At 70.7% G+C, this 14,900-nt stretch carries 10 protein-coding genes; 5 read left to right on the plus strand and 5 right to left on the minus strand.

The window, feature by feature from the left end; genetic code table 11:
- Positions 1-76: 76 nt before the first annotated feature.
- A complete protein-coding gene (locus KIK09_RS32810; protein ID WP_214323608.1) occupies positions 77-1,510 on the plus strand; it encodes an aldehyde dehydrogenase in 1,434 nt (477 codons plus the stop codon).
- A 195-nt stretch (positions 1,511-1,705) separates the two neighbouring features.
- Here KIK09_RS32810 and KIK09_RS32815 read toward each other — a convergent pair whose 3' ends face one another.
- The 4 genes from KIK09_RS32815 to KIK09_RS32830 all read right to left on the minus strand — a co-directional run bounded on the left by KIK09_RS32815 (position 1,706) and on the right by KIK09_RS32830 (position 6,107).
- A complete protein-coding gene (locus tag KIK09_RS32815) occupies positions 1,706-2,464 on the minus strand; it encodes an alpha/beta hydrolase (protein WP_250574129.1) in 759 nt (252 codons plus the stop codon).
- 10 nt (positions 2,465-2,474) lie between these two features.
- Complete coding sequence (locus KIK09_RS32820; RefSeq protein ID WP_214323285.1) at positions 2,475-2,831, minus strand: AMP-binding protein; 357 nt, start codon at positions 2,829-2,831, stop codon at positions 2,475-2,477.
- Between the two features lie 56 nt (positions 2,832-2,887).
- On the minus strand, positions 2,888-5,293 hold the full coding sequence (locus KIK09_RS32825; RefSeq protein WP_214323286.1) for a LuxR C-terminal-related transcriptional regulator: 2,406 nt from the start codon (positions 5,291-5,293) through the stop codon (positions 2,888-2,890).
- A gap of 79 nt (positions 5,294-5,372) precedes the next feature.
- Positions 5,373-6,107, minus strand: coding sequence for an AMP-binding protein (locus KIK09_RS32830; protein ID WP_214323287.1), 735 nt, complete (start codon positions 6,105-6,107; stop codon positions 5,373-5,375).
- 121 nt (positions 6,108-6,228) lie between these two features.
- Here KIK09_RS32830 and KIK09_RS32835 point away from each other — a divergent pair, with 121 nt between their 5' ends.
- The 4 genes from KIK09_RS32835 to KIK09_RS32850 all read left to right on the plus strand — a co-directional run bounded on the left by KIK09_RS32835 (position 6,229) and on the right by KIK09_RS32850 (position 13,344).
- Positions 6,229-6,771 (plus strand): TetR/AcrR family transcriptional regulator, encoded by a 543-nt coding sequence (locus tag KIK09_RS32835; protein ID WP_214323288.1) that lies wholly within the window; start codon positions 6,229-6,231, stop codon positions 6,769-6,771.
- 58 nt (positions 6,772-6,829) lie between these two features.
- On the plus strand, positions 6,830-8,680 hold the full coding sequence (gene typA / locus KIK09_RS32840; protein ID WP_214323289.1) for a translational GTPase TypA: 1,851 nt from the start codon (positions 6,830-6,832) through the stop codon (positions 8,678-8,680).
- 57 nt (positions 8,681-8,737) lie between these two features.
- On the plus strand, positions 8,738-11,248 hold the full coding sequence (locus KIK09_RS32845) for a hypothetical protein (protein WP_214323290.1): 2,511 nt from the start codon (positions 8,738-8,740) through the stop codon (positions 11,246-11,248).
- Positions 11,249-11,637: 389 nt separating this feature from the next.
- On the plus strand, positions 11,638-13,344 hold the full coding sequence (locus tag KIK09_RS32850) for a DUF2079 domain-containing protein (RefSeq protein WP_214323291.1): 1,707 nt from the start codon (positions 11,638-11,640) through the stop codon (positions 13,342-13,344).
- 879 nt (positions 13,345-14,223) lie between these two features.
- Here KIK09_RS32850 and KIK09_RS32855 read toward each other — a convergent pair.
- The gene (locus tag KIK09_RS32855) at positions 14,224-14,874 is read right to left on the minus strand and encodes a DUF2461 domain-containing protein (RefSeq protein ID WP_214323292.1); all 651 of its coding nucleotides are present in this window, start codon (positions 14,872-14,874) and stop codon (positions 14,224-14,226) included.
- Positions 14,875-14,900: the final 26 nt, after the last annotated feature.

The following is a 14,900-nucleotide window of genomic DNA, read 5'->3' on the forward strand; positions in this document are numbered from 1 at the left end:
GCCGACAGAACATGGTTCGGTCAGCTTGGAAGGGTCGGTGGCAAGCAAGCATTCGGTCAAGCAGGAGGCTCACGACATGCGCCATCACGACAAGCTGTTCATCGGGGGCGAATGGGTGGCCCCGGCGGGCACCGCGACCATCGACGTCATCTCGCCGCACACCGAGGAGATCGTCGGCCGCGTCCCCGACGGCACCGCCGCGGACATGGACCGCGCGGTCGCCGCCGCGCGCGAGGCGTTCGACCACGGGCCGTGGCCGCGCATGACCTTCGCCGAGCGTGCCGAGGTGATCGGCAGGCTGGCCGAGGTGTACGCGGCCAGGCAGGGCGAGATGGCCGCGCTGATCACCGAGGAGATGGGCTCGCCCATCACCTTCTCCCAGCTCGCGCAGGCCCCGCAGCCGCTGGGGATGCTGCAGTACTACGCCGAGTACGGCAGGCAGTTCGCGCAGGAGGAGCAGCGGCCCGGGCTGTTCGGCCCGACCACGGTACGGCGTGAGCCGGTGGGCGTGGTGGCGGCCGTGGTGCCGTGGAACGTCCCGCAGTTCGTGACGATGACCAAGCTCGCCCCCGCGCTGCTCGCCGGCTGCACGATCGTGCTCAAGCCGGCGCCCGAGACGCCGCTGGACGCCTACCTGCTGGCCGAGATGGTGCAGGAGGTCGGGATCCCGGCGGGCGTGCTCAACATCGTGCCCGCGGGCCGCGAGGTGGGCGAGCACCTGATCTCGCACCCGGGCGTGGACAAGGTCGCCTTCACCGGCTCGACCGCCGCGGGCCGCCGCATCGCGGCCATCTGCGGCGAGCAGCTCAAGCGGGTCAGCCTGGAGCTGGGCGGCAAGTCGGCGGCCATCGTGCTCGACGACGCCGACCTGGGCGCCAGCATGGGCATGCTGGCCATCGCCTCGCTGATGAACAACGGGCAGGCCTGCGTGGCCCAGACCCGCATCCTGGCCTCCCGCAACCGCTACGACGAGGTCGTCGAGGCGGTGGCGAACATGGTCACCTCCCAGCCCGTCGGCGACCCCGCCGACCCGGGCACCGGCATCGGCCCGTTGGTGGCCAAGCGCCAGCAGGAGCGCGTCGAGGGCTACATCAAGATCGGCATGGACGAGGGCGCCAAGGTCGTCGTGGGCGGCCTGGACCGGCCCGCGGACCGCGGCTGGTACGTGGCCCCGACGGTCTTCTCCGGGGTCTCCAACGACATGCGCATCGCCAGGGAGGAGATCTTCGGCCCGGTGCTGGCGGTGATCCCCTACGACGACGAGGCCGACGCCATCCGCCTCGCCAACGACAGCGACTACGGTCTGGCCGGCACGGTCTGGACCGCCGACGCCGACCACGGCATGGACGTGGCCCGCCAGGTCCGCACAGGGACGTACGGCGTGAACTGCTTCATGCTGGAGGCCAACGCGCCCTTCGGCGGCTACAAGGCCAGCGGCGTCGGGCGGGAACTCGGGCCCGAGGGACTCAGCAGCTACCTGGAGTACAAGACGATCTCCAGGCTTGGCTGATTTATCACGCCAAGGGCGGAAATGTCCGCCCTTGGCGTGATGTCGTGCACGGATGGCCCAGCGCGCCCCCGCGACGCTGGGCAACCGACCGACTACATGAAGTATGTCCTACGGTCACCACCTGCGGTGGTTTCCTTCCCCAAGGACTTTCTCCCGGTGGTTTTCTTCCATCCGCCATAGGTAGACGCGTTTTACTCAGGAAAGGTTCGAAGAGATCCACTTTCCGATGCGGCGGATGAGTTCGGGGGTCGCCGCGGACTCTGCGTGGCCGTATCCCGGTTCGATCCACAGTTGCTTGGGCTCGCGGGCGCCGTCGTAGAGCTGGTGCGCGTGCTCCAGCGGGAAGAAGGAGTCAGCGTCGCCGTGCACGACCAGCAGCGGGGTCGGCGTGATCAGGCCGGCCGCCTCGTGCGGCGGCATCGGGATCGGGTCCCACTGGCCGCTCGCGATCCTGGTGCGCTTGGCCACCCGCGCCGCCCACCGCCCGATCGGCTGCTCGATGGCCCAGTGGACCTGGCGCATCGGCTTGGTGCCCCGGTAGTACCAGCGGGCGGGCCCGCTGACCGCCACGACGGCTTCAATGCCACGTTTCAGCGCGGCATGCCGTACGGCGACCGCGGCGCCCATCGAGAAGCCCAGCACCGCGACCTTGTCGTAGCCGATCACGCGGGCGTGACGGACGGCGGCGTCGACGTCGAGGATCTCCAGGTCGCCCACCGTGCTCTCGCCGCCGGAATGGCCGTGGCCGCGGAAGTCGAAGGCCACGACCCCGCCGTAACCGCTCAGGACGTGCACGATGCGGCGCGCCGTACGCTCCCGCCAGGAGCCCGTGAAACCGTGGGCCACCACGATGCCCACCCCGGTCGTGCCGGCGCGGGACGGGGTGTGAACGGCGTCGATGCGGACCCCGTCCTCGGTCCTGAGCATGACGGGGAGGCTGGGCGCGAAGGGCATGAACCAGAGCTTAGGCACCCAGCTCGGCCACGCTGACGACGACCCTGACCCGCGATTCCTCGGCCGCCTCGACCGCGTGCGGCAGGTCGGAGATCATCACGCGGGCGCCGCTGGCCAGGATGCGCTCGTGGATCGTGGCCGAGTCCAGCTCGGCGGGCACGGGCCAGGCGGTGCCACCCGCGGCGATCACCGAGTCGACGGCGACCAGCAGATCGGGCCCCAGCGGGAGGCAGATGACCACCATGTCCCCCTCGCGCACGCCATGGCGCCGCAGCTGGGCGGTGGCCGCGGCCAGCCTCGCGTCCAGCTGGTCCTCGGTGAGGAGCTCCTCGCCCACCGGGTCGACCATGACGATGCGCACATCCATGAGGCTCACCGTAGGCACGGGTGGCGGCGCGTGCATGGGGCGGATTATGCAGAATCCTATGCAGACTTGTGCTCATGTTCCGCGGCCCATACGGCGATCTGGGCGCGGGCCGTGAAGCCGAGTTTCTCCATGATGTTGGCGATATGCCGGGCGACCGTGGCCGGGCTGATGACCAGCTCCTCGGCGATGGCCCGGTTGGACAGCCCGCGCGTCAGCAGGCCGGCGATCTCCTGCTCGCGCGAGGTCAGCACCGAGCGCGGGATGCGCTCGACCCGCTCGGCCGCCGGGGAGATCGTGCGCCCCTGCCCCAGGGCGAACTCGGCGGCCTCCTCGGGGCTCAGCTGCCGGCCACGGGTCCAGAGCAGGTTCGTGTGGCCCTCGCCGACCTTGGCGCGGGCGGTCGCCAGCAGCTCGTCGACCCTGACGGTCTTGGAGGAGTACTGGCCCATGGTCTCGCGCAGCGCGGTCGCGGCCGAGGCCGTCAGCACCGCGCCCTCCAGGTCGCCGCCCGCCTCGGCCACCGCCGACAGGGCCGCCAGGCACCGCGAGATGCCCAGCCGGTGGCTGGTCTCCAGGCTGAGGGCCATGCTCGCGCGCAGCCGCTCCCTGGCCAGCGGCAGGTCGTGCAGCAGCGCGGCCACCCGGCCCAGGCGCGCCAGGCAGGCGGCCAGCTCGACCCGGTTGTCGAGCTCCTCGAGCATCGGGATGGCGGCCGCGAAGTGCTCCTGGGCGCTCTGCAGGTCGCCGCGCTGCTCGGCGATGCCGCCCAGGTGCTGGGAGATGCGGGCGATGGCCCAGCGGTGGCCGTGCCGCTGCGCCACCGCCAGCGCGGTCTCGGCCTGCCGCTGCGCCTCCCGCAGCCTGCCGCGCTTCATGGCCACGCTCGACAGGGCGAGCATGGCCAGCGCCACGTTGAAGATGTCACCGTGCTCGTCGGCCTTGGCGTGCAGCTCCTCGATGTAGTGCACGGCCTCCTCGACCTTGCCGGTCCTGAGCAGGGCGTTGGCGGCGACCAGGTAGGCGATGCCGACCTCGAAGGCGTACGGCTCGCCGCGCAGCTCGGCCACGCTGTCGAGCACCAGGTCGCGGGCGCGGCCGAGCTCGTCGCGGTTCTCCAGCCCGAAGGCCAGGTGTGCCCTGGCCAGCGCCACGTCGCGGGGCGGCACCGGCGACAGGTCGAGGGCGAGCAGCCGCTCGTACCACTCGACGCTCTCGCCCATGTCGCCGTGGACCTCCAGCACGCTGGAGCCGATGAGGCACAGCCTGATGCCCAGCGGCGCGTTGCGCGACTCCACCGCCCAGCCCAGCGCGGCCCGCTGGTCGTCGAGCAGCGCGCGGCCGCGGGTGTAGCAGGCCAGCCGCTCGGGCCAGGGCGTGTCGGCGGCCACCAGCCCGGTGTCGTAGAGCCGTACCTGCAGATCGCAGAAGACCCGCAGGTGCCGGTCGCGGAAGCCCTCTTGCTCGCCCTCCTCGCGCAGCCGCCGCCCCGCGTACTGCCTGATGGTCTCCAGCAGGCGGAACCGCCCGCGCGCGCTCAGCACGAGGGACTTGTCGACCAGGCTGCCGAGCAGGTCGAGCACCTCCTCGGCCTCGATGAGCCGGCCGTCGGCGCAGATCTCCTCGGCCAGCTCCAGGTCGAACGGCCCGGCGAACACCGACAGCCTGCGCAGCAGCACCCGTTCCTTGGGCTCGAGCAGGTCGTGGCTCCAGTCGACCGCGGCAAGCAGCGTCCGCTGCCGGGCGGGCGCGGTGCGGTCGCCACTGGTCAGCAGCCGGAACCGGTCGCCGATCCGGTCGGCGATCTGGGCCGGGGTCAGCATCCTGGTCCTGGCCGCCGCCAGTTCGATCGCCAGCGGCAGCCCGTCGAGCGCGGTGCAGAGCCTGGCGATGTCCACGGCGCTGCCCGGCGGCAGCACCGAGGCCCTGTCCTCGAAGAGCCGCACCGACTCGGCCTCGGGGTTGCCGGGCACGGGCAGGTCGAGCGGCGGCACTCGCCAGATCAGCTCGCCCGGCACCCGCAGCGGCTCACGGCTGGTCAGCAGGAGCCTCAGGTCCGGGCAGCGGGCGATCAGCTCGGCGGCCAGCTCGGCGCAGCGCTCGACCAGGTGCTCGCAGTTGTCGAGCACGAGCAGCATCCTGGCCCGCTCCAGCCGCGCCAGCAGGGTCTCGGACAGCGGGTGCCCGATCTCCTCCCGCACGCCGAGCACGTCGGCCAGCGCCTGGACCACCAGCTCGGGGCGGGTGATCCTGGCCAGCTCGACGAGCCAGACACCGTCGGCGAAATCGGATACGAGCCTGGCCGCCAGCCGTCTGGCCAGCCTGGTCTTGCCGATCCCGCCGACGCCGCACAGTGTCACCAGACGCGTCTCGTCGAACAGCCCGGCCAGGTCGTCCAGGTCACGCTCGCGACCGACGAACCTGTTGGGCTCAGCGGGAAGATTGTGCCGGGGGGCATCCGCCATGTGTTCACCCAGAGTTGCGGAAGGATCACGCTCCTCCCCACACACTGTCGCACTTGACGCGCCGTGTCATCGGTTTGCCTCAAAGTCCCAGGGAACTGACGATCGCGCGCTCGTCCACCACCCGCAGCCCAGGCTCTCCCAGCAGCCTCCTGGCGATGTCGTTGGGCGCCACCACCAGCGTGGCGCCGTGTTCCTGGGCGAGCACCCTGCAGCCGATCAGCGTCGGCTCGTGTGCGATGATCACATGGGCGCCGGCCGTCAGCGCCAGATCGACGGTCCGCAGGCCCCGCATCCTGTCGGTGACCGCCGCGAGCACCACGTCGTTCTTGCCGACCACCAGCCGCCTGGCCAGCCCGCGCAGGTCGGCGGCCAGTTCGTCGTTGTCGAGGACGCGCTCGCCGTCGAGGCTCAGCGCGGGGCCCGCCAGCGGGCCGAACTCCACCGCCTGGTCGCTGACGAGCTCGGCGACCGGCGTCGCGCCCGGGACGGGCTCGAGGGTGAAGACCTGCTTGGGGCCCGGGGAGAAGTCCCGGAGGGTCACCAGGATGCTCGCCGTACCGGAGGGGCGCAGGACGGCGATCCCGCCCGCCCAGGCGACCGCGTGCACCAGCACCGGGAGCATCGCGCCGAAGGGGAGGTCGAAGTGCACCCTGTCGCCGTAGCGCAGCCCGTGACGGCGGAACCCGCCGGCGGCGTGCGTGACCCTTCTATTGAAAGCGGCGTAGGACAGCAGCTCTCCTGTCCTGACGTCGCTCACGGCCGGCTGGTCGCCCCGCTGGGGTACGGCGGCCAGCACCAGCTCTGTCCACGTCATGCCGCCAATGTAGGAACTCCAGGCGTCGCTGCCATGCGCACAAATGTGCATCACGTTATGTAGCTCTTCTTGAGCGACACGTGAACCTTTCATGGCCACCTGGTGGACCTATCCTTGATCCGTGCCCGACGACCCCGCCGAGCGGATCCTGGACGCCGCCTACCGGCGGATGCTGGCGCACGGGCTGCGCCGCACCACGGTGGACGACGTGGCCAGGGAGGCGGGGATGTCACGCGTCACCGTCTACCGGCGCTTCGCCCGCAGGAGCGACCTGGTGCAGGGCGTGATGCTGCGCGAGCTGCAGCGGTTCCTGGCCGAGTTCGAGCGGGCCGTGTCGCCGCTGCCGACGCTGGCCGACCAGGTCGAGGAGGGGTTCGTCGTCACGCTGCGGCTGGTGCGCGGCCATCCGCTGCTCAGCAGGCTGCTGGAAAGCGAGCCCGAGACGATCCTGCCGCAGCTGACGCTGGAGGCCGGACCCTACCTACGGGTGGCGCGCGAATACCTGGCCGCGCACCTGGACTTCCCCGACGCCGAGGCTGTTTCCGAAATGTTCATCCGGCTCGCCCTGTCGTTCCTGTTGACACCGGACACCGCGATTCCGCTGGGAACAGATCAGGAGGCCAGGATGTTCGCCAAGAGGCACCTGGTACCACTCCTCCCGTAGAATTGATATGTCGCGACTTCGCGCGGCCGACCCCACGATCACAGAGCGAGACGTCACTATGCCTTTGAACAGCCGCGACGACCTGCGGAACATCGCGATCATCGCGCATGTCGACCATGGCAAGACCACGCTGGTCGACGCCATGCTCTGGCAGTCCGGGGCGTTCCGCGCCAACCAGGACGTCGACGACAGGGTCATGGACTCCAACGACCTGGAGCGCGAGAAGGGGATCACCATTCTCGCGAAGAACACCGCTGTCAAGCACGGCGGCATGACCCTCAACATCATCGACACCCCCGGCCACGCCGACTTCGGCGGCGAGGTCGAGCGCGGGCTTTCCATGGTCGACGGGGTCGTGCTGCTGGTCGACGCTTCCGAGGGGCCGCTGCCGCAGACGCGGTTCGTGCTGCGCAAGGCGTTCGCCGCGAAGATGCCGGTGATCCTGTGCATCAACAAGGTCGACCGGCCCGACGCCCGCATCAAGGAAGTCGTCGACGAGGTCTACGAGCTGTTCATGGACCTCGACGCGACCGAGGAGCAGATCGACTTCCCGATCGTCTACGCCTCGGCCAAGGCCGGTCGGGCCTCGATGAACCGGCCCGACGACGGCGGCATGCCCGACTCCGACGACCTCGAGCCGCTGTTCGACATCATCAAGTCGACGATCCCCGCCCCGGTCTACGACCCGGCGGCGCCGCTGCAGGCCCACGTCACCAACCTCGACGCCTCCTCCTACCTGGGCCGGATCGCGCTGTGCCGCATCCACCAGGGCACGCTGAAGAAGGGCCAGCAGGTGGCCTGGTGCCGCACCGACGGCACGATCCAGCGGGTCAAGCTCACCGAGCTGCTGATGACCGAGGCGCTGGAGCGCAAGCCCGCCGAGGAGGCGGGTCCCGGCGACATCGTGGCGATCGCCGGCATCCCCGACATCATGATCGGCGAGACGCTGGCCGACCCCGACGACCCGCGGCCGCTGCCGCTGATCACCGTCGACGAGCCCGCCATCTCGATGACCATCGGCACCAACACCTCGCCGCTCGTGGGCAAGGTCAAGGGCTCGAAGGTCACCGCGCGGATGGTCAAGGACCGCCTCGACAAGGAGCTCGTCGGCAACGTCTCGCTGCGTGTGCTGCCCACCGACCGGCCCGACGCCTGGGAGGTGCAGGGCCGTGGTGAGCTGGCGCTGGCCATCCTGGTCGAGCAGATGCGCCGCGAGGGCTACGAGCTGACCGTGGGCAAGCCGCAGGTCGTCACCAAGACCGTCGACGGCAAGCTGCACGAGCCTGTGGAGCGGCTGACGGTCGACTGCCCCGAGGAGTACCTCGGCGCGGTCACGCAGCTGCTGGCCGTACGCAAGGGCCGTATGGAGCACATGACCAACCACGGCACCGGGTGGATCCGGATGGAGTTCGTGGTTCCGGCGCGCGGGCTGATCGGGTTCCGCACCGAGTTCCTGACCGAGACGCGCGGCACCGGGCTGGTCCACCACGTCTTCGACTCCTACGAGCCGTGGTTCGGCGAGCTGCGCACCCGCAACAACGGCTCGCTGGTGGCCGACCGCTCCGGCCCCGTCACCGCCTTCGCGATGCTCAACCTGCAGGAGCGCGGCACCCTGTTCGTCGCGCCGACCACCGAGGTCTACGAGGGCATGATCATCGGGGAGAACTCGCGGTCGGACGACATGGATGTGAACATCACCAAGGAGAAGAAGCTCACCAACATGCGCTCGTCCACCTCCGAGGAGACCGAGAAGGTCATCCCGCCCCGGCAGCTGTCGCTGGAGCAGGCCCTGGAGTTCATCCGCGAGGACGAGTGCGTGGAGATCACTCCTGACGCGGTGCGCATCCGCAAGGTCGTCCTGGACGGGGCCACGCGCGGCAGGGCGGCCGCACGGGCCAAGCGGTCGTAATAACACCGTTACTGCTTGTCGTAGAACATTGTCACGGCCGCGTGGATCATCCTCACTGTGGGGGTGCTCCGGATGGTCGTGGCCTACGGGCTGGCCCTGGTATCGGCCGGGGCCATCGTCTGGTGCGCCGTCGTCGCCCGGCCGGTGGGAGGCGCCCAGCCGTCGGTGATCCAGACCAGGATCTATCCGTGGCAGGTGTCCTCCGTGCAGCGCCAGCCGGAGGTCGAGCGGCAGCGCGTCGCCACGACCGACATCCAGGTCGGCCCGGCCACCCGCGCCGACCTGGCCGGCGCGCTGCAGGGGCGGCTGGACGAGCGGCAGAGCCAGGTCAAGGTGACGATCACCCACAGCCTGCGCATGGCCGAGGCCGACCAGCTCGTCCTCACCCTGCGTCAGGGGCTCGACCTGCCCAATGCCGTCCAGAGCTTCACCGACGACGGGTTCGGCGCCATCAAGATCAACGGTGTGGCGCTGGCGCCCACCACGCGGCTGGCGCCCCGCCTGTCCACCTTCGCGGGCCTGACCACCGTCGAGTTCAGCGTCACCCTGCTGCGTCAGCTGCCGCGCGGCGAGGTGCTGCAGCTCGACTTCAACGCTCCGCTGGCCAAGCCGCTGCTGGTGGTGACGCGCACGGTCACGCTGACGCCCGTGGGGTGGACGGTGACCGGGCTGCAGGGCGTCCAGCCGGACGACGAGAGCCGGCGGCGCCTGCAGTTCACCGTCGGGCCCAACCGGGTCAAGCTGGCGCTCGCGCCCTCCTCGTTCGGATACCCGGACGCCGAGGAGCATGACGACGTCTCCTGGGGTACCGCGCTCGGCATCCTGACCGCGATCGTGCTCCTCGTGCTGCTGCTCCGGTCGCTCGGCACGGTCTGGTGGCAGCGCCTGGCCAACCGCGAGCTGGTCGTCGGGCTGGTGCTGGCCGCCCCCACGCTGCTCATCCCGCTGTTCGACCCCGCTCTTGCGCCCATCTCGTACGTGATCCTCTTCCTCGCCCTGCCCGCGCTCGCCGTACGGCACGCGGCCCGGGTGGTGCCGACCAGCCCGCCCTGGACGACCAATGACGCGCTCGGCGTGACCGCGCTCGGGGTCGTCGTCGGGTTCGGCATGCTGAGCTGGTCGTGGCTGCACGAGCAGCTGCCCGGGCCTGTCCTGGTGGCCACGGCGCTCGCGGCCGCGGTCGCCGCCGCGGGCTCGGCCGTCGCCTTCAGCGCCGACCTCGGCGTGCCCATGGTCGTCGTACGGCTGGCCGCGCTGTGGGCCGGAGCGGCGGTGGGGCTGCTCGCGCTGGCCCTGTGGACGCGGGCGCTGCTGACCGGGGTATACCCGCCCGACAGCGTCCGGCTGGTGCTCGGGCTCTTCTGGTCGATCATCCCGATCGCCGTCGTGGCGGTGGCCACCAAGGGGTGGTCGCGGGTGACCGTACTGGTCATCGTCATGGTCAGCCTGCTCGTGCAGGGATGGCCGACCGAGTGGCTGGACGCCGGGTCGTGGAGCCTGCCGCTGCCCGAGACGCTGCCGACCATCGGGCGGTTCGAGCTCACGCCGCTGATGCGCGGGGTCTTCGGGTTGTTGCTGCTCGGGTTCGTGCTGCTGGTGCTGCGCCTGCGCCGGCTCGGCGACTCGGTGGAGGCCGCCGACGGGCGCACCGCGGCGGCCACGATGATCATCGTGCTGATGGTGCTCTACCTGACGCCGCGGGGCACCGTCACGGTCGCCGACAGCCAGGTGCCGCTGCCGCTGCTGTCGATCACCTCGATCGTGGCCTGGGTGGCCGCCCGGTGGCTGCTCGCGCGGACGCATCCGCCGTTCACCGAGCCCGCCACGCCCGCCGAGCACCGGGAGCTGGTCAGGGGCGCGCTGCATCGGCGGCTGCTGCAGATCTCCGAGCAGGAGCTGTACCGGCTGGGGCGGGGGCGGCTCGGGTCGGGGGAGATGACGCTGGCGGACTTCGACCGGCGGCGGCGGGATCTGGAGCGGGCGCTGCACTCCGACGGGCGGGAGAACGCCTTCGGGACGGCCGCGGCCTGCTCGCCGTGGCACAACGGGGTGACGGCCTTCGTCATCTGCCTGCTGTTGAGCCTGCCGTTTCTGCTCGTGTACGGCTGGCCGGCGGGTCCCGATCTTTCCAGTTTCATCTTCGATTCCCGATATTTGCTGACTCTTCCTGCTTTTGGGTTTTTGTACGGATATTTCTATTCGAGGTTGCGGGGGACGCAGCCGATGACCAAGGCGCTTCACCTGATGGTGGCGGCGTTGATTACCGAGCTTTCCGGATATTTGCCGACACTCTTCCAGCCGGATCTCGGGGCGCTGGACAAGGTCCAGGTCGTCGCCATCGTGGTGGGCGAGGTGGCGCTGGTGTCGCTCGGGCTCGGGCTCTACTGGGAGTGGCGGATCATGCACCTGGCCGGGGAGCCCTGGGGCCGGGTACGCAACGTCCGCAGCATCCGCAGCCTCGCCACGCCCCTCATCGCCATCATCATCGCCTTCGGCACCGCCGCCGCCACCACAGCCGCCGGCCAAACCGTAGCCCACATCCTCCAAGGCACCACCCAATCCCCCTAACCCCCCTGCGCCCCCTCCCCTTCTCGGCTCGAGCCCTCCCTCTCCTCTCCTGCTCCGCCCCTCCCCCGCTCCGACCCTCCCTTGTTCTCCCTCCCCTCCCCTCCCCGGCTCCGCCCTCCCCGCTTCTCCCTCTCTGCCTGCTCCTCCCTCTCCTCGGCGGTTCCGTCCTCTCCTTCGCGGCTCCGTCCTCCCCTCTCCTTCGCGGTTGGTTCACTTCCCCGCCCTGTGGCCTCCCCTGACGCCCTGCCATTCGATGCGCGTTGCGAGCCCGGGCGTTCCCGGATGATGCGGGTGGATGGGCCTGCCGTACTCGGGTGGCTTGGGGAGAGGGTGGGCGTGGATAGGGTGCGGGGACCGGCCCGTGCGGGGCGGGCGTCTGGGAGGTGGCGGTGCGGCGAGGGGATCGGGTCGGGGTGGCGGTCCTCGCTGGCCTGGCGGCCGCCGTCTACGTGGTGTTGTCCCTCGTCAAGGTGGCCAACTTCAAGGCGGGGGCCTATGACCTGGTGATCTTCGACCAGGCGGTGCGGTCGTACTCGAGGTTCCAGCTGCCCATCGCGATCGTCAAAGGCGTGCACAACGACTTCGGCGCGGGCTTCAGCGTGCTGGGGGATCACTGGTCGCCGATCCTGGCCGTGCTGGCGCCGCTGTACTGGGTGTTCGACGGGCCGACGACGCTGCTCGTGGCGCAGGCCGTACTGCTCGCTGCCGCGATCGTCCCGCTGTGGGTGTTCACGTGGCGCACGCTCGGCAGGTGGCCCGCGTACGCGGTGGCCGCCGCCTACGCGATCTCCTGGCCGGTGGTGGAGACCGTGGCGTTCGACTTCCACGAAGTGGCCTTCGTGCCGCTGCTGACCGGGGTGATGCTGGAACGCTGGCAGGCCGGACGGCGGGTGCCCGTTATCCTGGCGGCCGTGGCGCTGCTGTGCGTCAAGGAGGACATGGGGCTGCTGGTCGCCGGGTTCGGCCTGTTCCTGCTCACCCGGGCGGGATGGCGGGTCATGGGCGGATCGTTCGTGGCCGGGGGGCTCTTCTACACCTGGCTCGCCACGCAGATCCTCGTCCCCGCTTTCGGCGGGCGGCCCGACTACTACTGGGCGTACGGTGCGCTCGGGCCGAACGTCTCCGGAGTGGTCAAAACGGCGCTGACGGATCCCCTCACGATCGCCGCCCAACTCTGGACCCCACCGGTCAAACTCGCCACCCTCGCCCTCCTCCTGGCGGTCACCCTAGGAGCGGCGCTCCTGTCCCCCCTGCTCCTGGCCACGATCCCGCTACTGGCGGAGCGCATGCTGGCCAGCTCATTCCCGAACTGGTGGGTCCCCTCCTACCACTACAACGCCTTCCTCATCGTCCTCGTCTTCGCCGCCGCAGCCGACGGAATCACCCGTCTACGCCCCCGCGAACATCCCCGGGCACCCCACGCCCTACCCACTCAATCCTCGCCACGACCACCCGCCCAGGTGCCACCCGAGCCCGCACGGCCGAGCCATGAGCCCGCACAGCCAGCAGGCTCGCCTGCGTGGCCGAGATCGGTTGACGGACGGCTCACGTGGCCGGGGTCCGCGCATGAGCACCCTGCCCAGTCAGCCGCGCGGCTGGGACGTGCGTCCGTACGGCCCGCGTGGTTGATGTGGGTGCGCGGACCGCTCGCGTGGTTGGGCGCGGTGCGCGAGTGGGTGGGGCGGTCGTGGGAGGGGGTGGTGCGGGGATGGGCCGCGGGGGTGTTGGGGTTCGCGGTCGGGGCGGTGCCGTTCTTCTCGTTGGCGCAGGTGGCGGATCCCGAGTCTTACCGGCTCGATCAGCGGGAGCAGGCTGCGGCGGCGGCGGTGGCCAAGGTGCCGGATGGTGTGCTGGTCGAGGCGGCCAACAACCTGGCGCCCGCGCTCACGTCCCGCGACCGAGTCCTCCTGTGGGACCGTACCCCCCGATGGGCGCCCTGGGTGGTGGCCGACCAGGGACGCAAGACGTTCCCCTTCAAGGACCTCACCGAACAGCAGGCTCGCATCCGCTTCCTCCTCGCCAACGGCTACCAGCAGATCTACGCCTCAACCGACTACATGGTCCTCCACCGCCCCGGCCCCACCCCCACCCTCTAACCACCTGCCGCCCATCCCGGACCTACCAGGTTGCTCGCCCTACCAGGGGCGCCGAACACCGCCATACGCCTTCCCCCCGACCCGGCGCTTTGGAGGGGCGTGTCGCGGACCGCCGTACGCGGCGCCTGAGAGGGGTCTGTCGCGGGCCGCGAGCACACGCGTACCTCCCCCGCCCACCTCGCGCCGCCGACCGTGAGCACGTACACACGTCCTTGGCACCACGCCTCGTCCGGAATCGCCTACCCTCAGCGCGGGACCGCCAGACTGCCCGCCGTACCAGGGCGCCATACACCGTCCCGCCGACGCGGCGCCTGGAGGCCACCCGGTGCGGCGTCGCAGGGTCGCCAGGCTGCTCGCCATGCAAGATCGCCGGGCTCGGCCGTATACCTTCCCACCGACGCGACGCCTGGGAGGGCGTGCCACCGCCCGCGCGTCCGGGATCGCCTGCCCACAGCGCGGGGTCGCCAGCCTGCTCGCCGTACCGGGGCGCCGAGCTCCGCCGTACGTCATCCCGCCGACGCGGCGCCTGGGAGGGCGTCCGGGATCGTCTACCCGCAGTGCGGGGTCGCCAGGCTGCTCGCTGCACTGGGGCGCCGAGCTCGGCCGTACACCTTCCCGCCGACGCGGCGCCTGGGAGGGCGCGCCACCGCCCGCGCGTCCGGGGTCGCCTGCCCGCAACGCGAGTCGCCAGGCTGCTCGACGTACCGGGCGCCGGGCTCAGCCGTACACCGTCTCGCCGACGCGGCGCCTGGGATGGGCGCGTCGCGGGCCGCGAGCGCGTTCGCGCCTCCTGCCTACCTCGCGGCGCGGGCCGTGAGCATGTGTGGGCGGCCCGGGGGTTTCGCCTCGTTTCCGGGGTCGGGTGCGCGGTGGGGTGGGTTAGCGGTGGGGGTGGTCGGAGGAGCGGACGTGGGTGGTGAGCCAGGTGAGCAAGGGGGCGTAGGCGTGCCAGGTTTCGCGGACGCGGGTCAGGACCTCTGGGGTGTGGATCCAGGGTTCCGGGTCGAAGCGGCGGCCGGCGTAGAGGGAGCGGTGGCGGAGGAGGTCGAGGCGGGGGTGGTCCTCGGGGATGCCGCGGGGGCGGGTCTTGAGGCGGTCGCCGTCGATGGTGTAGCCGGCGGCGCGGAGTTCGTCCACGATCTTTTCTAGGGGTTTGCCGGAGATGTCCTCGTCGACGGCGGCGCGGTAGCGGGCCACCTGGTCGGAGGCCTGGGTGTAGACGCCGCCGGCCGTGTAGAGGCCGGAGGCGTCCAGCTGGACGTAGAGGCCGATCCCGGGCGTGAGGTCGACGAAGGCACCCTGGTGCGTCTTGTACGGCGACTTGTCCTTGGAGAAGCGGACGTCGCGGTAGGGACGGAAGAGCTGCGCCTCACCGAACTCGCCGGCCAGCGCGTCGGTGAGCGCGATCATGGGCGCCCGCACGGCATCGTCGTAGAAGTGCTTGTGCCGGGTGAAGTACGTCTTGCTGTTGTCAGCCTCGAGCCCCTCGTAGAACACGAAGGCCTCGTCGGGAAAGCCGGTGAACCCCATGCGGACAAGCCTGCCACGCCGCGCCG

Source organism: Nonomuraea sediminis, assembly GCF_018531495.1.
Classification (GTDB): Bacteria; Actinomycetota; Actinomycetes; order Streptosporangiales; family Streptosporangiaceae; genus Nonomuraea; species Nonomuraea sediminis.